This is a genomic window from Arthrobacter psychrolactophilus, from assembly GCF_003219795.1.
Classification (GTDB): Bacteria; Actinomycetota; Actinomycetes; order Actinomycetales; family Micrococcaceae; genus Specibacter; species Specibacter psychrolactophilus.
In genome coordinates this window covers 370,693-394,032 of record NZ_QJVC01000003.1, presented here as the reverse complement: position 1 = coordinate 394,032, position 23,340 = coordinate 370,693, and the positions used below count along the sequence as shown (strand labels likewise).

Sequence of the window (23,340 nt, the reverse complement as noted above, 5' to 3'; positions counted from 1 at the left end):
CGGATTTACAGGGATTTTGGTTGTGGGAATGGCCCCGAAAGGGGCCATTTTCAACTTAACTCATACTTAACTCATACTTTTGGGTCATCCTTTTCGTTATTTTCCGTCGGGTTCTTCTCGGCTGGTTGAGCTTGTTCGTCCCCCGGTTGAGCGTGTTCCTCGGCCGGTCGAGACCCATCCTTTGGCTTGAATGCATCCACGACCGATCTCGTGTCGAGTGCCTCGCGAAGCTCCTCAATGTAGTGCTCCTGGGTCATCGACACCTTGGAGTGGCCGGCTTGGTATGCGGCGGCCTCGGGGCCCAAGGCTCTTGCGATGAGTGTGGCATTGGCCTTCCTGAAGGTTTTCAGTGTGACCCAGGTGTATCCCAGCGAGTCTGCAACCTTGCGCCACAGCTTGCCAACGTTGTTGGCGTCGCACACGGTCCCCGTTGACGACGGGAAAATGAGGTTCAGGGGATTTGGGACGCCGAGTTCCTCTTGGCGTTTCCTGCGCTCCTGAAGCTGCTCCACCAGGAAGTCTGGCAGGGTGAGGTGGCGGATGCCGTGCTGGGACTTGGGGTGGTCCTGGATTCGGACGCCGCCGGTGGTGGTACGGATAACCGTGGCGTTGATGAAGACTGTGGGTGGGTCAGCATCCAAGGCCACGTCATCCCACGTGAGCGCGAAGAGCTCGCCTGGCCGTGCCCCGGTCGCGATAAGGCAATCGGCAATTTCATGTAGTTCTTGGCTGCGTGGCCGTCCAAGGGCTGGCGCTGTTTCCCAACCGATGAGCTTTTCCCTCAGATCTTGGTATTGCGCCGCATCCAGGGCCTGTGGTTTGGCCGTCCTGTTCCTCGGAATTGAGACGCCGATGACTGGGTTCACGATGATCGCGTCATGACGAAGCGCAAGCTTGAACATCCATGACATGACGGCTCCGCAACTTCTGGCCGTTGAGGGCCCTGCGTCTTCCACAAGCTTGCGGATGAAATTGTCAATGACGCCTGAGGTGGCCTCAACGATGCGGACTTCCCCGATGGCCGGTGAAATGTACTTCTTGATGCAGTACGCGTATTTGTCTTTGGTACGGTCCGCCTTGTCCGATGCCTGCAGCTCCACGAGAAATACTTCGATGAGTTCGTTGATCTTGCTTCTCGGGTTCACCAATCCGTATCGCGGGGTCTTTCGATCGGCAAACTTTTGTAGCAGGTTCCGGCGTGCCGATGCGGTCGAGCCGCCGCGGGCTTCGACAATCCGTACTTTGCCGTCCATGTCGCGGTACTTGGAGCGCGCGGACCAAGTGCCAGCTGCGAGGCGGCTGACCTTGATGCTGCCCCACGTACCGAGCGGCAGTGGTTCCCGGGCCATGTCGAGTCCTTACCGTGGTGGTTAGGGATCGGACCGGAGCTCAAGCCAAGACTCAAAGTCAGCCCGACTGACCCGCAGGTGCTTGCCAATCCGGTAGGCATGCGGACCAACCCCGCGTGACCGCCACTGGTAAAAAGTCTGCAGCGGAATCTGAAGTTCGTGGCAGATCTCGGAGGGGGTGAGCCACTCGAGCACGGTTTCAGGTGAAGTAATTTTCGGCAGTTCCTGCTTGTACATGATGCCCTCCGTAGGTTCTGGATGCTTGTACCTACTTCATGGTGGTTGGACCGATTTACTACATGACCGAACAATTCCTGACGGGTTCGCCGAGACGTTTTGGATTGGTCTCCCGCCCAGTATTGGTGGGTATCGCCGTGTCTTTCGTCTTTGGTGGTGGTGGGCGGGGGGACTCTTGCTCGCTGAGGAACGAGAGATCATACTCGCCTCCGTCCGGTGGTGTTGGGTCAGTTTGCCGCTCTCCATGAATATAGATAAGCCCACTGCTTTGCGACGGTAGGTATCAAACCGCCCAATATGACGCATCCGTCATCTGCAGTCCACGAAGCACCTTGAGCCACGGGCTCCTTTGGCAAGTGGCGTCTGAGGCTGACATAAGGAGGCTGGGCATGCCGGATCGACTTCCATACGACCCGGTGGAGTACATATCCCGCAACAAGCGTGACTACAATGAGCCCTACGAAGTAAGAGCATATTATTCGCTTGGGCTGGCCGCTGGCGCCATCCAATATGGGTCGTTGGTGAGTGACATCATCGTCCACAACAAGACGTTTCAGACAAGCGGAAGTAAAGGGGCAGATACACGCGATGAGCCTCGGCCCCACCCACCACGGCTACTTCTACCAAGACTTGATCACCGCGATCGCCCTAGTCGACCTTCTCCTCGGCACCGCGGAGACCATCACGGTTGACACCAAAGGGTTCGATGGCGATCGGTTTGACGACGTCAACATCTCATACGTGAACAACACCCGGGTTCGTCTGCAAATTAAGCACACAACTACAGACCGTCCGCTCTCGAAAGAGACGTTCTCCCAAGATGGCAGAAACCTGAAGCTCAACAAGGTCTTCGACTCCCTTCTTAAAGACCTAACCGCGTCTCCATTGACTACGTACCGAATCGTCGTCCGAGATCAAGAACCCGACGACCTTCTCTCCGTCGTCTTGAAGCCTGTTGCCCCGTCCGATCGACTAGCCGACCCGCTCCCGGGGATCACAACGGCAATGCACCGCTTCGACCCGGCGGCGCTGCGCTCTAACCAGCCTTGGGCCGAGCTGGTTAGGCACCTCAGCGACGTCGACCTTGGTAGCGCTTGCAGCAGTCTCATCGTTGACACAGGTGCACCGTCCTCAACCATCAGCTTCGCTGATCCGGGACCTGCCGAACGTGCCCTCCTCCGACGTGTCCGAGAAGAGCTTGGAGCAGGTCGCACCCCAAACACTGACGTAACTCCCGAATTCGCGGCCTACGCCCTCATTCAAGCATCCACCTCTGCACGCGTAGTTGATACCGGAGTCGTCCGACGCGATCTTATCGAACCACGCCTCGGGCTGCGCATCGACTTCGGAGCCGTCGCTGCAGGACACCCAATCGAGACTGAAATAGCTGTTGATCGTTCTGGCGCAGCGGCGGAGGTCAGTAAGAATATCGACAGCACAGCAGTGGCTGGTGGTCGCGTCGTCGTCGTGGGCGAGCCCGGCGCAGGGAAGTCATGGCTATGCGAAGAGCTTTCGAATCGCTACCGAGACAATGCCTGGGTGGTCGCACGCCACCATTGTTGGCTCGGTTCGAGCGATGACCGCTTGCAGGAACGAGTTCTGACGGAAGTCGTCATCGGCAGCCTCCTCGACCAGCTCGGACAGGCGGTGCCTGAATCAATTAAAGACCTGCGCCCGAAGTTCGCGACGAGCACCGAAGCCCTCGAATTGGCACTCGAGAACTGTCGAGAAGCGCACCTCGATAAACCGGTCCTCCTCATCGTCGACGGCCTCGACCACGTAGACCGAGTCGCCGGACGCAGCACTAACCAGCAGAAAGACCCGTCACGCCTCTTGGTCGAGGAACTTGCCGCCCTCAATCTCCCGCCTGGAGTCTGTCTACTCATCGCAAGCCAGCCCGGAACCCACCTCGAACCAGCGGCCCCGGCATCCGAGCTTATCCAGATGCCACCGATGTCTCGAGACGAAATCAAGGCGCTCACCGCCAAACACGGTCTGCTCGAATCGCCTAACGGCAGCGGACCCGTAAACTCGTCTGATGAGAGCACCATCGTCAAGTTGGTCCACGAACGGTCCAGCGGAAACGCGCTCTACGCGACCTACCTGTGCCGGCTCGCACTTGGCTCGTCACCTCTCGACGACACTCCGGGGCCGCTCACAGTCAGTGAGCTCATCCATCGCCTGGAACTGGTTCCGGACACGGCCACGACCATCGATGAATACTATGACTATCTGCGCGACGCGATGACCCTTGACCAGCGATTCGCCACAGACACGCTCGCGCTGTGCGACTTCTCACTCACCCCCGGTGAACTAGCAGAACTTCTCGGGTCCCCTATCAAAGCCATCGTCATTCCCGCACTCCAGACGCTTGCCCCAGTTCTCAACACTCAGAAGGGCCTCGGTGGGCTGCGCCTTCACCATGAGAGCTTCTCGCGGCATATCGTCCGCAACATCGATCACGAGACCGCAACTTCCATTCGACGGAGTATCGTGAAGTGGCTCGACGGCCGCGGATTCCTTACTGACTCCCGTGCGTTCCGCCATCTGCCCGACCTTCTCGCAAACCTCGACGAGTACGGTCAGCTCACGGCACTGGTCGGCCCACACTTCGTGGCAGACGGAATTAGGCAGTTTCACTCCCCAGAAGCTCTTCAACGAGCCCTCTGCGTCGTCTCACGTGAAGCTGAAGCGCGCCTTGACTGGTCGACCCTCGTCAGGTGCATCGAAGTTCGCAAAGCCATCGACACGTATGAGAACGACGCACTCGCAGACGCCCTAACCGACTATGCCGATGTAATCGTGAACATCCTCGGTGCAGAGGCCGTCGCAGAACGCCTAGTTTACAACGGGCGCGCCACGTTCCCACCGAGATGGGGTCTCCGCATCAGCGACGCTGTTGATCGGGCTGGCGCTGCCGCCCCTTGGAAGGTTTACATCGAAGCCTGGGAGACACAGCGCAAGATCGAACGGAGCAGCTACTCCTCTGACAGCGACGGAACGCTCCTCGTAGCCGCCCAACGCGGCGCGCTTCGGCTCCGCACCCAACGACAAGACGTCGACGAATCTCTTATTCCAGCAATCGCCGAGCACCTAGAAAGCAAGCTCGACGCTTCCTTGGTCGACCTCGTAGAAACGTTCACGGCAGGACTGCCTGCGGATTACATGCCCCGAGTCGCAGCAGCGATGTCCGACCCGGCCAACGCAGCTAGGGCCTACCTGACTCTCGCCGACCTTTCCACCAACGGTGCCATCGGCCTCCCGGACCCACAAGACTTGGCTCGCCGAGCATGGGAACTGGACCCGACGCTCGACACCATAGGGTACCTCTCCCATGGCATGGCCGCACAAGACGTGCTTGCGGGACTCGGAGTCACGAATCTCGAATCTGAACTGATCGCCGCCACAGTAATCATCGTCGAAGAAAGGAGCGCCAACGAACCGGCAGTCAGTAAGTGGCACGCTCTCCTCACACTTGCACATGCCATCGACCCTTCCCTTGTGCTCAAGGTGGGCGCCAAGGTGTCTGGCATCGGTTTCTACAGGGCATGGCTCCGCTACACTGTTGCAACTATCGGAATCGCGGACGACGTTCGAGTCGGCAATTCAACACTTGAATCCGCGTCAACCGCAGTGGTCGTCGCACTCGCTGACCTCGTCGCCGAAGCCAAACCCTTCTCCGGAAAGCCGCGAGCGTGCGACCTATACTTTATTCATCCACTCATCCACCAGGTGATCGAGAACTCCCTAACAGTCGTTCAGGAAACAGATCTCGACACCGTCCTCGACCACCTCATCGCTATAGGAGATGGCACCACAACGACCACCAATTTGGGCCTCGGAGAGAACGGGCCGCTGACCACTAACGACCTACTCTCAGTCCTGACACGGGTGTCCCATCACGTCGGCGTCGGCGCCATCCATGCTCTGCTCGCCATAATCCGGGAACGTCGCAACGACGACCACACCGGATACAGCCAACAAGCTGCATTCGAACTTGAGACGGCACGCATCTGCATCGCAGCAGGAGCCATCGACGAGGCACGCGAGTGCTGGAACCGGGCAGCGGACCTACTCTCTAGCTACGGCGGACACAAGGACCCCACGCTCTCCGAGATCGTCGCTAGCATCGAAGACATCGAGGACGTGTCGGAAGCACGTATCCGCCTAGCCAAACTCGTCGATCTGGTCTACCTCGTACGGCAGCATACTGACGGCCGAGACACATCGCACTATGTCACCGAGTGGTGGGAGATTGCGGCATCCGTCGACCCAGCCGCTGCAGCTCGCGATGCCGCTGACCTTTATCTCGACACCATCGGATTCGAAGACGCCCGCGCAGACGCAGCGCAGACAAACCTGCTGCAGAATCACCGGGCGACAGCGGACCCCGCCGTCCTCGCCGCATTGCGGATCACTACAAGCATTACTTGGCGATCACCAACGGTCGACCTAGAAATCCTCAGCCGCCTCGCAACCGAGTATGGAACTAGCCAATCCGGTGACACGATGCTCACTGTCCTCGCCAACAACATCGCCGCGTCGTACGACAACCAACCGATGCAATACTCGAGCAACCAGTCCAAAGAAGCAGTAGACCAAGCGCTCGTCCAAGCAACGATGAACCTAGGCGGCCCCGAATTCGACCCCCGTGCCGCTCGCCCAGACGAAGAAAACCACAGCTCGTTCCTGCAGACGGAACAGACTGAACAGGCTCCAGACCCTCACGCACTCCTCAATCGCCTAACTGCAGCTCAACGTCCCGAGGCCCTCGAAGGACGCGCCGGCGCCATCAGCATCGCCCACGCAATCGACAATGGTCGCTATCAAGACGAGCCCGCCGCATGGGACATTGACGCGGCCACCAATTCAATTGGCTACCGCATTCTCGAAACGGCACTCGTCGAAGGGCGTGACGCTGGAATCGCAATCATCGACGATGTTGCCCGCGAGATCTCCACGTTCTCACGAGACGACATCTTCGCTGGCGTCGGACAGATTCTTGCCGCCTATGCAGACGGTGACTCAGCTGTCACCGAGGTCGCCAGCTACTGCCTCGTCACGGCATACCAGCGCATTCGTGGCGGCGGAGGCTGGCGACAGTTCGCCGGGCGGGAACGTCGAGCGCTATGGGAGCAAGCCCACAAGCTTGACCCGGTCACCGCCGAGCGCGCTCTCGCCGCAGCGGTCACCTACCGTGTCGCCGCCGCGTCCTACGGCTCATACGGAAGCAGCCAAGGCCTCATTGCAGCATTCGCCGCACAACCCACAACCAGTCCAGGGGGTACTGCCGGTGACTGCTGGGACGCAGCATTCGACATCATCAGCCACCGACTCCCCGGGGCTGCCATAACCGGAACACACACCTATACTCCGACGCAGATCCCCGAACAGGATGATGACCTCACCATCGCCATAGCGACATTGGCACTTTCAACAGTCTGTCAGGCCACACGAGAACAAATACGGCTCGCGCTTGTAGCTGCCGGGTTCCTCCTCACCGTCCGCCCGAGGATCGCACAAAGCGCACTCGCATACATACTTCGCAAAGACCTTGACGGAGGTCGCGCTGCCTGGTTACTCGAAACCGTGCGGCTGAACGTACCTGCGGGCGAGCTCGAAGACGACCTTGCCGCGGAACTCACCCGACTTGCGGCCAGCAACAGATTGTCTGTCCGAGCCCTAGCAGGCCAGATTCTCGACATCCACGGACACCCTGTGCCGGAGCCGTTGGCCACCACTCCGGCGACGTCCGTCAGTGCCGCATTTCACGCCCTCATTCACAATCACGAAGAAGAGTCAGAATGACCCGGAACAGCCCACGAGAGCAGGCCGAGGGACTTGTACGCCTGTTCCTACAGGAACGCCTCACCAACGCCAATGAGCCGCCCGGCGTGCGCGAAGCAGTAGTACAAAGCCTGGTAGGCCAAGTTGAGACCATCGAAAAACGGATCAGCGAACAGATCGGCCAGCTCCGGTCGCCATCATCGCAAAGCATTCCAGACGCCTACTTCATTGACGAAGAAGAAGCGGAGAATGCCCTCCAGTACGTAGCCGCCGGCATCAGGGCGGCGCGTGCTCGCGAAGGCTTTCTGACTGCAGACCCCCGAAGGTTCGAAGCCGGGTTCGCGTTCGCACTTGCCTCGTCAGCCCGTTGGGCTCTCCTCGAAGAATCATCTCGCGTTCCGCGACCGAAAACCCGCCACCACCTCCTCGCCCGCTCCCTGATGCCTATTCCGTGGCAAGACCACGACGACGAGTGGCCGCCACCGACCGCCGTCGATCTCCAGGACACACGCAACTTCACTGGAAACGATGCAGAGCCTGTCCGCGTCACGGAGAAGCCGTACAACGGCTGGGTCCAACTCGGCATGTTGGAACGCCAGGCTACCTTCGCCAGCACCTACCCCGAACAGCCAAGCCGCCAACTGCTCATCTCATCGGGCCTCGAGGTAACCGACGAGTCCATTCAGGTCGACTCGATGCCAGTCGGAACGAACCCGCCAAACATCTGGCTGACTACGTACGATCACCTACTCCCGGGCATCGACCAGTCCTCAGCCGCGGAGATATTGGCGGACTTGCAAGGACCATTGAGTGAGATGGCCAACTACCAAGGTCAGCGGAGCGCACCACACCCCCACCGTGGCGTCGGACTTCGCCCGTTTACTCTCCTGCCTCGACTCGAAATCGTGGCGTTTCTCGACCTGCGCCCGGAATCTCCGACAGTTCGCCACTGCCTCGTTGACGACCAAGGGCCAGCTCTGGTGGGACGCAACTGGCGCGGATTCCTTATCCACAATGGTAGCTACACCCCTCTCGCACCAGCGGTCCACGGCGCGGACCTCATAGTTCGTCCAGACTTATACCAGCGCCTCGAAGGTGCACTCGACAAGAACCGCATCCGGTCCGGCATCAATGTGCGTCACTTCGAAGGAGAAGACAACGATATGGAAGGCGACTGAGGCTCAACCAGCGGCAACGCGGTCGTACCTGGACACGTCAGTCGCAATCAACGGTGTCGCCTGAAACAGCGGAAAGCCGTCCAATTCGTCACATCTGAATGGGTACGAAGCACGAATTCGACCGCATGGCGTCTTTGTGGCTAGTGAAGCCACCACGAATGTCACCGTCTTCGCTGCATGTGGGAGTAATAGCGCCAAGGCAGCGACGCAGGGGCTAGCATTGGCTCGTGCGGTGCCGACTGACAAACTGGGCGAGAATGCCCCGTCATTCAATCGGGAATGCCTGACGCAGGTATCAATACCTTCGTGTGACCATCGAGCTATGCAGCTCGCGCGTCATCCCAGTAGGCAACGTCGGCGTCGGCGGGCGGTCAGCACTAAGATCAGAAGTCATGCCGAGCAGCCCCATTGCAAGGAAAAATCGCTCGGTCACGCCGTTGCCGAGCCATGCGCTTGTTTAAGGCAGCGGAGAGCATTAGCGGCCCGAAAAATGCTCTGCATGGTTCGATAACCACTCGTCAAATTCCGTGCGGTCGATTCTGAGTAGCTTGCCGAATCGGTAGGCGGGCGGTGCTACGTGCCGGGCTCGCCACTGGTAGAAGGTTTGCTTCGGGATCCGCAATTCATCGCAGACCTCTTGCGGTGACAGCCAACGGTGGGCTTCACGTGAAGGCGTGTATTCGGGAGTGCGGTCGATGGTCATGGCGGGTTCTCCTTTGTGGCAGCTGGCCCTGTGACGCGGGGGCGCGCCTTGAGGCCGTCTTTGCTGTTCATGGGAAATCGCCTGACCTACGACGTAGTTGTCACCCTCTACTCGTCCGCAGTTCCCATTTCCTGCGCTGCGACGGCCAGTGCGTCTTGCAACTGCCGAATGTCCACAGTGAAACGGTTGGGCCCAGGCAGCGTTGCGGGAAGAGAGCGGCAAACAAGGCGAAGTCGCTGCAACTCCCACAACTGGCGACGAACGAGACGGGGCTGCACCGCCAAGGTCCGGCTGATGCTCGGCACATCGAGCGGGCAGCCGCTATTCAAAAGGCGCAACAACCTGGTGTTCGCGGGTGTGAATAGCAGTCTTGACATGGCAGGAACCATCCTCAGCCACCTCCCTCGGCAAACGGGAACTGTTGTACATGTCCAAATGGTAATTTTACGCCCCGATGCATTCACGTCGGAAGAGGGCTGGCCAACCATTAACAAGGAAATGGATTCACGCACCACCACGGCGCGTGGCCATTGTCGAGCCAAGGGGTGCACAACATGTCCGAACATCCACAAATAGCAGCCATTCGCCAGGCAGCAGGCCTGCTCAGGGACCAACGGTATTGGGTGCGCAGCGAGAACGAAGAATTGGAGCTTCTGAGGACATTCATGACGTTACTGAGGGAGGTTTCATACCATCTGGATGCTATGCAGGCACTCGATCCGGAGGGTCTGGCGGCCTACGAACGTGCCACGGGGACGGATGCATGTTTTGGTCGCGGCAGCGCTGAATTGCTGCTGATGACGGCACTCGACAGCACGATTGAACGATTCCTTGCGACTGGCACTACCGCGCGAAATACTGGTGTCAGGCGTATTGTGCCTGACGGAAGGACAATTCCGCCCGAGAGCTGACGAGTAGGAGCAAGACTTGACTGATGATCGTGGTGATTCGGACGTCGAGCCATCGGCCCAGTTCATTCTTGCTCGCCGGCTGAACCTCTTGCTGGACGTTGTCGTTGCCGAGCGGGGAACACCCCTGACTTTTCTGGAGCTGCAACAGAAATTGGCTGATCGAGGTGTGAAACTCTCTAGGGCCCGCTGGTCGTATATGAAGGATGGAACTGACCGTCTGGTTTCGGACCCAATCCTTCTGACCGCCATCAGCGAAGTCTTTGGAGTCGACCCTGCCTACCTGCTCGGCGATGAAGAATCTGGCCTACCCGAGCAGATTGACTCGCGGCTTGAATTCCTAAAAGCGTTGAGAGCTGCCAAAGTGAAGTCGTTCGCCGCGCGAGCACTGGGGGAGGTTTCTCCTGAAACCCTGCGCGCCATCACCGAATTCCTGAACAACGACATCCGTCTGCACCAAGGCAAATCAGTCGCTACTGGTCAAGAAGATAGCGGCGATGGGCCGCCATCAGCTCCCTGATTCGGGCCTTGTTCGTTGAATATCGAGGGGCGCGTCCATGCCTTTGGCCAGGTTCACGGTCGGCAGTAATGACGCCGGTTTCCTCCAAGATGATGAGGTGCTTGGCAACGCTTGGAGCCTCCGAGCTGACTGCCGCAACTATGTCTCCACGGGTGGCCGGTGAATGGTGGGCTAAATAGCGCAAGATCTCATTGCGAGCCCTGTTACCGAATGTGGCGACGGCAGCCTCGATCTCGGGGGACCAATCGGCGTCGTCCGGTTGCGTAATATGCGGCATGACACCATTCTGCCCCAAAGTTGCCCACAGCTGAATACAGAGGGCATTGACAATAACTAAGTTAGCTCTAACACTGGAAAGATAACAATACGCCGAAGCAGCTATCTGGAATCTATTGTGCTGCTTCTGATCTGGGAGACCAGGTCGCTTTCGCAACCGCCTCAGTGTGAGCTGCTGAAGGTACCACCAACGGCGCCAGTCTCGACGCCGCTCGTCGACAATCATCACCCGCTCAAGAATGGTGAAGATGATGGACATCAAGTCCAGAGAATCACAGTCACAAATTCGAAATATCAGCATTGATGTCGCACTGGAACGGCCGTCGGTTCCAGATATCCCCATTGACCAACTCATGCTGGCGGTTGAAAACGTCCGGCCCTTTGTTCGCGCTCGTCTGCTGCGCATCGGACACGTCGACGACGTCGATGACGTCATGCAGGATGTCCGCGTCGCCGCCTGGGAAGGGCTGGTCAAGCAGCGATACCGCCAGCTTCCAGGCATCACCTTCGGCGCGTGGGTCCAGGGGATCGCCGTGCATCTGTGCGCCGACCACATTCGTCGCACTCTCGCCCATCCGTGGATGTCCCTGAATGCAGATCCCGAGGTTTCGCCCGTAGCTCCAGTTGATTTTGCGGCGACGGAGAGCGGCGAACGCGTTGCCGAACATGAGTGGGCGATCGAGGTGCTGGCCACAGTACGTGAACACGTGACGGCTGAGACGTGGGAATTGGCGGTGCAGTGCCTGACTGCGCCCCGCGAACGCCATCCCGGGCACAAGCCTGGATGGGATGAACGGAAGGGCTGGCAGGCTGTCACCGCCCTCCGCCAGACAGCGACTACCGTCCGCGCAGCCATGGACGTGGAGCCAGCGACGCTCTGCGATACGGCCACAGTGATCGCCACAGCAGTGTGCTGCCTGCCAACAGTCCTCCTTCAGGTTGTTGCAGAACGGTTGGTACTGACCGGAGTTCGCGGCGCCGACAGGGCGGCCAAGATCGCCGAGCTGTCAGCGGAGACAGGACTCAGAGCAAATTACCTCGAGGGCCGGATCAGCTACGCACGCAAGCTGTATGCCGCCGCCCTGGAAGTGTTGGAACACGCTGCGGCCAAACAGCCAGCATCTCAACCAGCAACCTCCAGCAGTTTGACGTCGGCTGCCCTTCAGCACATGTCGTAGTTTCGCAGCTCAACCATGAACACCGTGAGAGGGGTGTCTCATGTCCCAAATTGCCAGAACTGTTCGACGGTTGGCCCGTCGCCGCAAGTTGGTTGTACTCGTCGCCGTCGTGTCTATGCTGGTCGCCGCTATTGCCATCGTCTTCGGAACCCGGCCGGCAGCGCCGGAGGCTTCGCCACTGCCGCGGCCGCCAGGCACAACAGTGGCGACGGCGTCAGCAGCCGTCAGTCCCGCCGTCGTCCGTCCAAAACGGGAGCCGGATCCAGCGCTGGCTCCGAATGAGCCCAAAACCGCGGACTACAAGGTGCTGGCCAAGGCTGCTGCAGAAATGATCTACACATGGGACGCCAGGAAATCCACGTTCTCGGCAGTCTATGAGCGGGTGCGGTCGTGGTGGGATGTGTTGCCAGACGGTTCCAACCCATTGACGGTCCTGGCCCAGGAATTTCAAGCCACAGGGGTGACAGCGGCGTCGTTCGCCTCCTTGTCGGGCATGCAGGCCTACCGCACGGCCGCCGTCGCCAGTTCGGCTTGCGATGACCAGCTGGCGCAGGTCAAGGCTCAACCTGCCCCGTGGGTGGGGCTGCACGTCTGCACGTTCACGCTGAAGGTGACCGAACACCAAGCTGGCGGCGATAATTCCTACAGTGCGCCCGTGAGCGTCATGGTCAATTGCCCGCCCGCCGCCAATGCGCCGGCCGACCGGTGCGTGATGGTGGGGTTCTATGCCTCGCCCGATCGAATCGTGTACTGATGGCTGTCCCGGCGGTGCTGCTAGCAGTGGCTAAGCGCCGCGCGCTGCTGCGGATCGTTTCATCCGTGGTTGGCGTATTGGTTCCGGTGCTGATCATGGCCATGTGCGGGGGACTGGCGCTGGTCGCCTCGGCCACTCAGGAAAGTACGACGGCGTGCCTCACCAATGCGTCGACCTTCGCGAACACTGGATCTCCGCCTGAAGCGGGTGCCGGATTGTCGATTCCTTCTGCCGCAGGGACTCCCATTGTGCTTACTGCTGCACAAGTGAAAGTTGCGCAGGCTTTCATTGGGGTGGGCAAGCAGCTTTCCGTTTCGGACGCCGGGTTGCAGATTGCGATCATGGTGGGGCTCCAGGAATCTGGCCTTCGTATGCTTGCCAGCGGCTCAGTTCCGGAGTCGATGGCGTTTGCTCACGATGGTGTCGGCTCGGATCACGATTCCCTGGGCTCCGCCCAGCAGCGGCCGTCTGTCGGCTGGGGAAGTGTGGCAGAGCTGATGAATCCTGTTTACGATGCGCAGGCATTCTTTGGTGGCACAAGCGGGCCAAATCACGGTTCGCCGCGTGGGCTGCTGGACGTTCCCGGTTGGCAATCGATGGCCAAGGGTGATGCGGCGCAGGCTGTCCAAATCTCGGCGTTCCCGGAGCTCTATGCCCAGTGGGAAGGCGAAGCTTCATCGATCGTGGCAGCGCTCAAGTCAGGTACAACCATGGCGGAATGCTCTTCAGATCCCGGAGCTATAGGCGCTCCGGACTTGCCAGCGAACCTGGACCAGTTGAGGCTCGACATCATCCACTACGCACAGGAAGGCGTTGGCGGCACCTATGTTTGGGGCGGGACCGCGTTCAAGGCGTGGGATTGTTCAGGCTACGTCCAGTGGATCTACGCCCAAGCCGGGATTCGCCTGCCGCGGACTGAACAGTGGCTTGCCGGCACACCGACGTCCAGGCCACAGCCTGGTGACCTGGTCGTGCAAAACCCCGACGGCCCCAATCATTGGGGACACGTCGGAATCTATGCAGGAAACGGCATGATGTATAGCGCGCTAAATCCAACGGTTGGGACGCTGCTGCATCCGGTGGTGTGGAATGAAGATGCAGAATACTTTTCCATGGCCGCGAATGGATAACGCAAGAATAGAGCTGACTGAATTCAAGCGAGTTACTCATATCAACCATACAGGCCGTCGTGAACTATGGCGACGAAGGCATTGGATGGCAATTTCCGCGCTGCTCGCCGAGTATAGATTTTTTAGAAGCCCAATTGACGAAGGTATTTCTTTTCGAGGCGATTGGCTACCCAGGATCGGACAAATTTAGCAGAGCCTTTGATGCTCCCGCCGAAATACAGGGTCGCTAGACCGCCGGCAGTTGAAACGGCGAGGCATAGCGGTCCACTCGCTATGAGCCAATTCGGGAAGAACGGATGAACTATTGGAAATAGTGTCAATACTGACGTCAGTATGAAAGCGCCAAATGTGACTAGTGCGCTGTAGTAAATTCTAGATGCCTGCCGATCCGCTCTTTTCTTGGCTAATGATTTTCGTTTCTTTTCCGAATTTTCCAAGTCATTGATACGTTGATTCAGCGTGACCGATTTGTCCTTCATCTCGGTCCGTGATATTAACTCTTGGGCAATTCTTCGTTCCTTGTCACGCAGTATCTCCCGAGTGCCTAGGAGTTCTTCCCGTGCCTCTAGTTCAGAAGCCATGGCATTATCGCGCGCCTCAAGCGAAGGTTTTGCAAGTTCCGCTTTCGCTTTTTCCAGAATTTCAGTCACAGACTCGGAATTCACATTCGCTGGATTGCCGAGAGTGCGTTCCATAAGCCCTCGTTCAGCTTCTGTCGAGTAGCGTAAAATCATCAAGTCTGATTCAGACGCTTTGCCCGCGATGCCCAATCGATCAATCTCAACCAGGTATCGCTCCCAGAGCCTCTTTCCCGGCTCAAGGGCGGCAAAACAATCTGCTAGTATCTGTCGGCGAGGGAGATCAGGGGCCGCGTGTGGTTTCTTGAGCCAGACTAAGGTGGTCAGGTGGTGATCTGTGATCGCAACTGGCCATTGATGGTCCCCTCCGCGGACGAAGAAAGCTTGTCCGATCCGAGCGAGCCGTCCATTACTTGTTACGAGTATGGCCCTGCAAGTCTCAAGGTGAGCATTGCTGCGTCCATTTCTTAGCCGATGGATGGCAGTAAGGCTGTCGAGGTCGTTTAGTAGTGCATCGCGACTGCTGTAGCCCATCTCTTCGTCCATTTGCCGTTCAAGTTCCAGCTCGTCAATGGTAAGTGACGATGAAACAACGGGTTTTTCTGCGATCCTTATGTCCAGCTTTGCTATATTATCTTCCAAAGATTGAGTTAATAGCAGAATGTCGCTGGAAGTAGTTCCAACACTTTCAAAATGAATATCCGTTTGTCGCCGTTGACTCCTAACTCCAGCTAGGCCGCCCAAGTTTCGAGATGCGCGGTTGAGAATGCCCTTTACTTCATCGACATTGTGTTCAAAACAAGAGATCTCAGCTCCAGTCGAACGGCAAAGGGTCAACAGGTCGTCAATTACAGATTTTGCCTGAGTTCCTTCGAATCCGAGTGCCCTAACAATCAGGGGGGTGTCTAGATAGAGGGTGGTTCGGTCGAAACCGCGACCGATTTCGCTGGCGTCAGGTAGATACAGTGATACTGCGAGCATGCTGCCCTTTACCACTGCTTCGAGGTGAGCGAAGGACTCGGGGAGGCTTTTCACAACATGAGAAATGAATGAATTTACAATATAGTCAATATCAGGATTCTCTGTGTGGTCACTCTTTGCCGGATACTGATCACCTCGAACAAATGACCCCAGAATGGATGTGGAGTATTCCTCTACGTGAGCGAGGAGTGCGTCTTCAGCCTCAGTCTCGGTGAAGATTGTTTTGAATTTATCGAGAGTGAAAGCCATAAGTTCATTTACGAGAGCAGATTGCTTTCTGAGGTAGTCAGATTTTTGAAGGTCAAGCGATGGCAGCGTGTCGATTTTCTTGGGATCTCTTATGAACAGGCCGTTTTCGCGACGGCCATAATTCTGTCGTGCTGCACGCTTACTTAGGGTGGTTAGGACCCCAAGGGGAATTTGCATTCCAAATCGATCATGGATCGAATCGTGCAGACTTTGCATTTCGATATCGTCAGACACTGAGGTTCGTACAGCATCGAGAAAGAAGGGTAGGAAGTTGTCAATGTATGTACCCTGAGATTCGTCCCAATTTGCCTTTATGATCGCGAGACTGGCCAAGAGCGCGTTGCTGGTAGTCACTGTGTTATTCACTTCTCCAATTCACCGCGTCGGGAAGTAGGTTCTGACACTGAAATTTCGAGCATATGACCTTCTAATGATTATGTTGGAATAGAGATAATTATGTCGACCACAGGCCAGATTTCCAGTCTATTTGTGCTTACTTACCCCATTTTGAGTCTCAGACTACAGTCAGTGTCGGTGAAGTGCATCGTCAGACTCAGCTTTAGGGATCCAGACGTACCGACTTGACCTTCGGCTACTCCCGCAGTAGGGCCGTCGGGTGATTCCTCGGGATATGGTCGATGGCCGTCATCCGAAGAGCAATTCGGTGCGTTGTGCCGGCTGGTGACCTTAAGATAATCCGTCCGTCCCTATCCGAAACGGTACGATCAGTCCGAGTGGACAGGGGTCTTACCCAGGAACTCATGAATGGATTTCATGAATGGGCTTTTAGGTCAGCCATATCGTAGCGTGCTGGTCGACGGACAAGGCCGACGCCCTGGCCGGATTTTTCAGGACTTCGTTAATCTCGCCCACGCTGTCCGGACGAGGTAATCGGACAATCTTTACGATGCTTGCCAATCGCGTCACGTCGTTTAGCTCTCCACCCACCATGAACTCGTGAACCCTTCCTTCAGACGATGGGAGGTATCGATAGGAGTTCACGATGTTCCTGGCAGCGCCGGTGGATCCCGGCATCACACCCAACACAGCCTTCCCGTTCCTTGAATCTCTGAAAGAGATCGGCGGCGGCATCCTGGTCGGGGCCTTCATCATCATTGCGATCGTTGCCATTCTTGGCGCAGCAATGTTGCTGGCCGGCAAGTTGAGCCAGTCGTCCCGGCTGGCCTCAGGCGGCGGCATGATCTTGCTCTGGACGGGCCCCGTCGCCGCCATCCTCGGCGGCATCAACGGCTATATCCTCTGGTCCCAGACCGCGTTTCATCTCGGCTTTTAGGTATGCGCCATGCTGCCCATGGTCGAGTGCCAAGCTAACGGTTGGTGGCCCCCGGGCTGCGGAATCATCTCGCAAACCCAGGACGCCGCGACTCAAACCATCACGAACATGTTCGCGGGCATTCTCGAGAGCATGGCGTCATGGATGTGGTCGTTCATTTCCGGGGCATTTGGCGTCTCAGACCTCGGACCTTCTGACTGGACAGCCGTCAGTGGCCTGACCAATTGGTGGATTGTCGTGATGATGACGCCGCTCGTTGTGGCTATGATCCTGCAGCTACTCGGTGGACTGATCAGCCAACAGCCGCGGCGCATTGGACGGGCAGTCATCGCGGGAGGGATCGCCATCCCCGTCGTCATTGGCGCCGTGGGTCTGATGCAGAAGCTCACTCAATTCACTGACTCGGCATCCACCGCAATTCTGCAGACACTCGGATCAGACCCGTATGTCGTGTTCATGCGACTCTTCGGTTTCACCCGGGCACCGACAGGCAGTGGACACGAATGGGACCTCATTTCCTTGGCCAGCCCCGGCACATCAGGCCCCGCCGGGCCACTAATCGTCACAGTTGTCGCTGTCGCCCTTGTCTGGGTGCTTGCGTTCATCCTCATGTGCTCAATGATCTTCCGGTCCTTTGCCCTCCTTGTCCTCGCGGCGACGGCGCCAGTTGCCATCATGCTCCTGCCGTGGGAACACACAAAAACATGGACGCGGCGGTGGTGCGAAACGGTCGTGGCGCTCCTGATCGCCAAACCACTTGCTGCCACCATCCTGGCTTTGGCAGTCAAGCTCTTTTCTGATTCAACGTCGTTCGCCGGTCTGGCCTCAGGCGCAGTAGGGATGTTGCTGGCTTGCGCCGCGCCCCTGATGGCGCTGAAACTTGTCAGTTTTGCCGGCGGGGAGTTGGCAGCAGCCGCGCAGGTCGCAGGCGGTGGACACGTCTTGTCTCGCGGCGGTGGTTTCGCAGCCCGGCAAGTCAGCCGGCAGATGGGCGGCAAGCTTTCCCTGGCGAGCATGGGGTCCCACAAGCCGGCGCTCGTTCAATCCAGTGCCGAACCCACCATTAAGGACCTCCAAAATGGCGGCAAATTGAGCGGCCAGCAGATTATGAAGAACGACGGCGGCCAGCCGGTTCCCAGCGGCGGTAGCCAACCGCCGGGGTCGGAAACCAAGACTTATGGGCAGCCGTACGTCAAGCGCGGCGGCACGCCCCATCGTGATCCCAGCGCCCCGACTTCAGGCAGACAGCCCACCTCAAATGCCGGGCCACAGAAAACGCCTGGCAGCTCCGGGTCGGCCCCCGCACCGCAGCAACAGCATGGCGCTGCAGCGCGCTCACAACGAGCCTCTGCCCCAGCCCCAAACCCTGCAGCACCGGCACCGACTCCCAAACCTCAAACCCCAGCGGCACCGCGGCCAGCTCCACAATCGCCGCAGCGACCCGTCCCGCGGCCACCAAGAATCATCCCGGAAAGGGAGAAAGATGTCTGAGAATACGCGCACATTGCAACCGGTGAAGTTCCCCCGGTACGAACGCCACGGCCTGTTCATGGGGCTCCAGTGGTACCAGCTGGGGCTCGTCGGTGTTGGCGTGTTGACAGGAACCATTGCCTCGGCAACGGGTGGACCTCCGGCACTGGTTTTCACGATGCCCGTGTGGCTGGGCGCCATCCTCTTCGGCGTGTTGCAGTACCAAAGGATTCCTTATCCCGTTTGGGCCTACGCAGCGACGGTCTTCCTCTGGCGCCAGCAGCTCGGCCAGACCAAGTTCCTTGCCAAGCCTGAGCAGCCGAGGCCTGCAGGCCAGTTGGCGCTACCCGGCGGGCTGGGCAGTCTTGAACTGCGGCAGACCAAGGAAGATGCCGCGTTCGTCGTCGACCGCCAGAGCCATGAAGCGATGGCTGTCCTACGCTGCACCACAACGTCTTTTGCCTTGCTGGACGATGACGACAAGGCCTATGCAGTGCAGGCATGGTCCCGGGTGCAGACGGCAATGGCGCAGCGGCCCGCCGTCGCGCGACAGGCGATCCAGGACTACACCGTTCCGTACCCGTCCACAGCGCTGCGTGAATTCTATGACCGGGCCAAGGCCCCGACACGGATCGAAGACGTGCGTTGGGGCGACAGATCCTATCTTGACCTGATCGCCGAGGCGGGGTCGGTCATGGTCCACGAGCTCCTCGTTTGCCTGGTCGTCGACACGGCCAAGGCCCGGCGGCGCATCCGAGACGCCGGCGGTGACATGGCCGGAATGGAACACGTGGTCACTTCTGAAGTTGAAGCACTGACCACGGGCCTCAAAACGCATGGCGTCAACGTGGATGAGTGGTTGCCCGGCAACAAGCTCACCGCCGTCATACGCGGCGCTTTTGATCCGGATGCCGTCACCAGGCTCGCCGCAACGAAGCAGGGGACCGACACTGCTCCACTGAGTGGAGGCCCGATGGCGGTGGAGGAACACTGGTCGTACCTGCGGACGGACTCCGGGTTCCACCAGACGTTCTGGATCGCCGAGTGGCCGCGCCAGCAGGTGTTCCCCGGATTCCTTCACCCCGTGGTCTATGTGGGCAACTTCCGGCACACGGTCACGGAGGTCATCCGGGCTATCCCCACTGAGCAGGCCCTGCGAGACATCCGTTCGGCACACGAGGCCCACGAGACCCGCCGGCGCGTTAACGCCCGCTTTGACCGGCCCCTCACGCGCGAACAACGAGCCGAGGAGGAAGAGGTTGCCCAGCGCGAGGACGAGATCGTTGCCGGTCATGGTGACGTCCGCCCCGCCGCCTACGTCACCATCACCGCGGACACTCTCGATGCCCTGGCCCGCCATCGGCAGGAACTCGAATCGGCGGCCGCCGGTGCCTTCGTCGAGTTACGGTTGCTGGCCGGACAGCAATGGCCAGCGTTCGTCGCTGGGGCGCTGCCACTGGGAAGGGGTTTGAAATGAGCAAGCACGCACAACATGTCAGCTTTGTTCCGGCAGGGGAGTCCCGCTTTGAAAGGGAAGCACGACGGCGGAACGAACGTTCGCTGGCCAGCCCTGCTCAGCCTTCCCTGTGGGAACGGATCGCCCATCCTGTGGGGGACGATTCACCGTCGCGCTCGCAGGGTGACTGGGGGAAGCGAGAGCCGTCGTCGTTGCGGGGGCCGCACCGGCTGCGCCCCGCACCGCACAGGGCATCAACCATGACCTTTGCCGCGGCCTACCCCTTCCTGACGGAATCAGGTCTCGGACATGAAGGAACTTACATCGGTACCGACGTGTTTGGTTCCGGCGCGTTCTCCTATGATCCTTGGATTCTTTACGAGAAGGGTGTGATCAGTGGGCCCTCCATCGTGGTGATAGGAACTGTTGGTACGGGGAAGTCCATGTGTGGAAAGTCCCTGGTCGCCCGGTCAGTGACGCTTGGCCGAAAGGCTGCCGTGGCTTCCGATCCCAAGGGGGAGTGGGTTCCCGTTGCCGAAGCCTTGGGCGGGAAAGTCATCTCAGTGGGACCAGGCAAACCGGCAAGGGTCAACCCGCTTGATGCCGGACCACGGTCCCTGCTTCTCTCGGACGAACAGTGGCTGGCGGTTGTCCGGCAGAGACGCCGCCACCTGCTGGTTGCCCTGGTCTCATTGATGCGGCAAGGTCAGCCCATGAGCCCGGTGGAACACACCGCGCTGGACATGGCACTGACCGACGCGGTCGCGGCCAACAGCACACCGACACTTCCCATGGTCCTGCAGTACCTACTCAACCCGACCCCAGCAACAGTGGCACTGGTCGGGCGTGACGGCGGGACCGGCGTCGGACATTCACTGCGACGTACCGTGGCGGGCGACCTCGAAGGCATGTTCGATGCACCCTCTACGGTCGCCTTCGACGCGGACGCACCCATCATGGTCATGGACACCTCCGCGCTGATCGGCGCCTCTGAACAGGCACTGTCCTTGGCAGCTGCGTGTGGAGCAACATGGCTGGAAGCAGCCGTGACGAACCCCGACGGCGCCAAGCGGATCGTTGTTTACGACGAGGGCTGGCGGATGCTCGCCGACCCGTACATGCTCGCCAAGATGAGTGAGCAATGGCGCCTGGCGCGCACCTATGGGATCGCCAACTTGCTGATCATGCACAAGGTCGCCGACCTCAATGAGATTGGGGACGGCAGCAGCGGACTGAGGCAAAAGGCGCTGGGCCTGCTGACCGAGGCGGACACCCGCATCATCTACCGGCAAAAACACGACGCCATGCGGCTGACCAAGGAAGCCCTAGGACTTACCGAAGCCGAGTGCGAGCACGTCGAAAACCTGCCCAAGGGCATGGGGCTGTGGAAGGTCGGCAACCGCTCGTTCATTGTCGCCAACCGCATCACCACCGATGAAATGGCCGTTTTCGGCACCGACGAGGGGATGCGATGATGCCGCGCAGATTCGACGACGGAAACCCCCTCCTGAACGCCGCCCTGATTGCTACAGCCGCCTACCTGGGATTCTGTTTCTTCGTCCAAAGCGCGGCAGCCGCCGTGATCGGCTGGAGCTGCCACGCTGCCGCGTCCTGGACATTCAGCCCCTCCGCTGGCATCGGGCTCTTCGCAGGACAGATGAAGTGGATAGTGGATCCGCCCGGCGAATGCTCTGTCAGCACCGGATCCGTATGGTTGCTCGTCGGTCCCGCGCTCGCAGTCCTGGTGATTCTTGTGGTGGCCGGGTATTTCCTGTGGCGCGTGTGGCGGCAGTCTGGGTCCTGGCTGCGGAGAGACATTCTTAGCCGTGACGGTGTTGCACGCCGGGCGGAGGTGGTGCGTGACTTTGGTGCGCGGGCCGTCGTGAAGAGAGGGAAGTTCACACGACCTGGGCTGGCAAAGCCTCGGATTGAGGAAGTCTCGTGGACCGTTGGCCGGTCCCGGGGCGTAACGGTCCATGTGTCCACGGAAGAATCAATGGTCATTCAGGGCGCGCCCCGATCCGGCAAGGGCTTGTACGTGATCATCAATGCCATTCTGGATGCGCCCGGGGCGGTCGTCACGACCTCTACCAGGGCAGACAACTTGGTGGTGACCATGAAGGCGCGAGCCTCTGGCGGCCGGCCCGTAACTGTGTTTGACCCGCAGGGCATGTCGGGGCTGCCAACATCGCTGAGATGGTCTCCGGTGCGAGGCTGCGAGGACCCCGACATTGCAACCCGCCGGGCCCTCGTCATCACGGCCGACACTGAATTCAAGGGTGAGAACGCCGCGTGGCAGAAACGCGCCGTCATCGTTCTCCAGTGCTTGCTGCACGCGGCGGCTCTGTCCGGCGATGGTGTGAGGGCCTTCCGCCGGTGGTCTTCCAGCCCAGTTCTGGCCAAGGAAGCACTTGAATATCTGGGGCGACCGGAGGCGGCGCTTGGCTGGCAGGCTGACCTCCTAGGGATCATCGATGATGATCCCCGCAACACCTCCAACTCGTGGATCGGCGTCAGCGCCGCCGTTGCGCCCCTGTCGTCACCGAAGGTCCTGGCGGCACTTGACCCGCACGGTGATGCGGAGCAGTTCGACCCGAAGGACTTCATCCGTCAACGGGGAACGCTGTACTTGATCGGCACCAAGTCAGGCGCTGCGGCTGCCGGCCCCTACCTTTCCGCGTTGATTGACGACATCGACTACGCAGCAAGGGAGATGGCCTTTGTCGCGGCTGGAGGCCGGCTGGATCCGCCGCTGTCCCTGATCCTGGATGAGATTGCGAACCTTTCGCCATGGCCGGGACTGCCGGTGGTGCTCTCTGACGGCGGCGGGATCGGCATTTCCACCATCGTGGTCCTCCAGTCCCTATCCCAAGCCCGTTCCGGATGGTCAATTGACGAGGCAGCGACCATTTGGGACGCGGCCATCATCAAGGTCATCTTCGGCGGAGGGTCCGACGAGCGTGACCTGCGCGCTCTGGAGGGGCTTATCGGTGAACGGAGCACTACGGTCAACACCCGGTCGTGGTCTTCCCAGGGACGGCAGGACGGCGAACAAATCAGGGAATCGCCGGTCATCCCGCTGCACGAGATCAGACGGCTTCCGGCGGGAACGGCGATCATGCTGGGCCGGCGCACCCGCCCCATCCTGTTGGATCTGACGGAATGGCACAAGCGCAAGGACGCCGCTCAGCTGGGCGTCTCCAAGGAAGAAACCGAGCGCGAGCTCGCAGCCGGTCACCGGCTGCGGCAGGCAGCCAGCCTGAAGACCGATGTGGAAAGTTGAGAGGAGACA

The 23,340-nt window shown here is 59.3% G+C and carries 18 protein-coding genes; 12 read left to right on the top strand and 6 right to left on the bottom strand.

From position 1 onward, the window contains the following. Positions 1–71: 71 nt before the first annotated feature. On the bottom strand, positions 72–1,349 hold the full coding sequence (locus tag CVS30_RS06105; protein WP_110484420.1) for a site-specific integrase: 1,278 nt from the start codon (positions 1,347–1,349) through the stop codon (positions 72–74). A 21-nt stretch (positions 1,350–1,370) separates the two neighbouring features. After that, positions 1,371–1,586, bottom strand: a complete 216-nt coding sequence (locus tag CVS30_RS06100; protein ID WP_110484419.1) for a helix-turn-helix domain-containing protein — start codon at positions 1,584–1,586, stop codon at positions 1,371–1,373. Between the two features lie 588 nt (positions 1,587–2,174). On the opposite strand from CVS30_RS06100, the gene CVS30_RS06095 reads away from it, so the two are divergent. Both CVS30_RS06095 and CVS30_RS06090 read left to right on the top strand, forming a co-directional pair. After that, positions 2,175–7,394, top strand: coding sequence for an NACHT domain-containing protein (locus tag CVS30_RS06095; protein ID WP_110484418.1), 5,220 nt, complete (start codon positions 2,175–2,177; stop codon positions 7,392–7,394). Continuing rightward, positions 7,391–8,551, top strand: a complete 1,161-nt coding sequence (locus tag CVS30_RS06090) for a hypothetical protein (protein WP_110484417.1) — start codon at positions 7,391–7,393, stop codon at positions 8,549–8,551. Before CVS30_RS06095 ends, CVS30_RS06090 begins: the two co-directional genes overlap by 4 nt. Before the next feature lie 475 nt (positions 8,552–9,026). On the opposite strand, the gene CVS30_RS06085 is transcribed toward CVS30_RS06090, so the two are convergent. Continuing rightward, a complete protein-coding gene (locus CVS30_RS06085; protein ID WP_110484416.1) occupies positions 9,027–9,254 on the bottom strand; it encodes a helix-turn-helix domain-containing protein in 228 nt (75 codons plus the stop codon). A gap of 107 nt (positions 9,255–9,361) precedes the next feature. Then, positions 9,362–9,631, bottom strand: coding sequence for a hypothetical protein (locus tag CVS30_RS06080; RefSeq protein WP_110484415.1), 270 nt, complete (start codon positions 9,629–9,631; stop codon positions 9,362–9,364). Positions 9,632–9,808: 177 nt separating this feature from the next. On the opposite strand from CVS30_RS06080, the gene CVS30_RS06075 reads away from it, so the two are divergent. Together CVS30_RS06075 and CVS30_RS06070 are read left to right on the top strand one after the other, a co-directional pair. After that, positions 9,809–10,165 carry a hypothetical protein gene (locus CVS30_RS06075; protein WP_146233356.1) on the top strand — a complete coding sequence of 119 codons (357 nt, stop codon included), beginning with the start codon at positions 9,809–9,811 and terminating at the stop codon, positions 10,163–10,165. 16 nt (positions 10,166–10,181) lie between these two features. Then, the gene (locus CVS30_RS06070) at positions 10,182–10,682 is read left to right on the top strand and encodes a hypothetical protein (RefSeq protein ID WP_245934462.1); all 501 of its coding nucleotides are present in this window, start codon (positions 10,182–10,184) and stop codon (positions 10,680–10,682) included. Here the strand turns inward: CVS30_RS06070 and CVS30_RS17775 are convergent. Then, entirely contained in the window at positions 10,636–10,959 is a 324-nt protein-coding gene (locus tag CVS30_RS17775) for an ArsR/SmtB family transcription factor (RefSeq protein WP_146233355.1), read from the bottom strand. The genes CVS30_RS06070 and CVS30_RS17775 overlap by 47 nt on opposite strands. 247 nt (positions 10,960–11,206) lie before the next feature. On the opposite strand from CVS30_RS17775, the gene CVS30_RS06060 reads away from it, so the two are divergent. From CVS30_RS06060 to CVS30_RS18275, 3 genes are read left to right on the top strand one after another with little or no spacing between them, the layout of a single operon-like run. After that, positions 11,207–12,136 (top strand): sigma factor, encoded by a 930-nt coding sequence (locus CVS30_RS06060; protein ID WP_181419702.1) that lies wholly within the window; start codon positions 11,207–11,209, stop codon positions 12,134–12,136. A gap of 40 nt (positions 12,137–12,176) precedes the next feature. Continuing rightward, positions 12,177–12,890 carry a hypothetical protein gene (locus tag CVS30_RS06055; protein WP_110484411.1) on the top strand — a complete coding sequence of 238 codons (714 nt, stop codon included), beginning with the start codon at positions 12,177–12,179 and terminating at the stop codon, positions 12,888–12,890. Next, positions 12,890–14,020, top strand: a complete 1,131-nt coding sequence (locus CVS30_RS18275; RefSeq protein WP_110484410.1) for a C40 family peptidase — start codon at positions 12,890–12,892, stop codon at positions 14,018–14,020. Before CVS30_RS06055 ends, CVS30_RS18275 begins: the two co-directional genes overlap by 1 nt. A gap of 122 nt (positions 14,021–14,142) precedes the next feature. Here the strand turns inward: CVS30_RS18275 and CVS30_RS06045 are convergent, their stop codons facing one another. Beyond that, positions 14,143–16,182, bottom strand: a complete 2,040-nt coding sequence (locus CVS30_RS06045) for a hypothetical protein (RefSeq protein ID WP_146233354.1) — start codon at positions 16,180–16,182, stop codon at positions 14,143–14,145. Between the two features lie 649 nt (positions 16,183–16,831). On the opposite strand from CVS30_RS06045, the gene CVS30_RS06040 reads away from it, so the two are divergent. The 5 genes from CVS30_RS06040 to CVS30_RS06020 are packed head-to-tail and all read left to right on the top strand — an operon-like array spanning position 16,832 to position 23,331. Beyond that, a complete protein-coding gene (locus CVS30_RS06040; RefSeq protein WP_110484408.1) occupies positions 16,832–17,122 on the top strand; it encodes a hypothetical protein in 291 nt (96 codons plus the stop codon). A gap of 9 nt (positions 17,123–17,131) precedes the next feature. Beyond that, on the top strand, positions 17,132–18,613 hold the full coding sequence (locus CVS30_RS06035; protein ID WP_110484407.1) for a type IV secretion system protein: 1,482 nt from the start codon (positions 17,132–17,134) through the stop codon (positions 18,611–18,613). Continuing rightward, positions 18,606–20,069 (top strand): SCO6880 family protein, encoded by a 1,464-nt coding sequence (locus CVS30_RS06030; RefSeq protein WP_110484406.1) that lies wholly within the window; start codon positions 18,606–18,608, stop codon positions 20,067–20,069. Before CVS30_RS06035 ends, CVS30_RS06030 begins: the two co-directional genes overlap by 8 nt. After that, entirely contained in the window at positions 20,066–21,523 is a 1,458-nt protein-coding gene (locus CVS30_RS06025) for a putative type IV secretion/conjugal transfer ATPase (RefSeq protein ID WP_146233353.1), read from the top strand. The genes CVS30_RS06030 and CVS30_RS06025 overlap by 4 nt, the downstream gene beginning before the upstream one ends. Further along, the gene (locus CVS30_RS06020; protein WP_110484405.1) at positions 21,520–23,331 is read left to right on the top strand and encodes a type IV secretory system conjugative DNA transfer family protein; all 1,812 of its coding nucleotides are present in this window, start codon (positions 21,520–21,522) and stop codon (positions 23,329–23,331) included. The genes CVS30_RS06025 and CVS30_RS06020 overlap by 4 nt, the downstream gene beginning before the upstream one ends. The last annotated feature ends 9 nt before the right edge of the window (positions 23,332–23,340 follow it).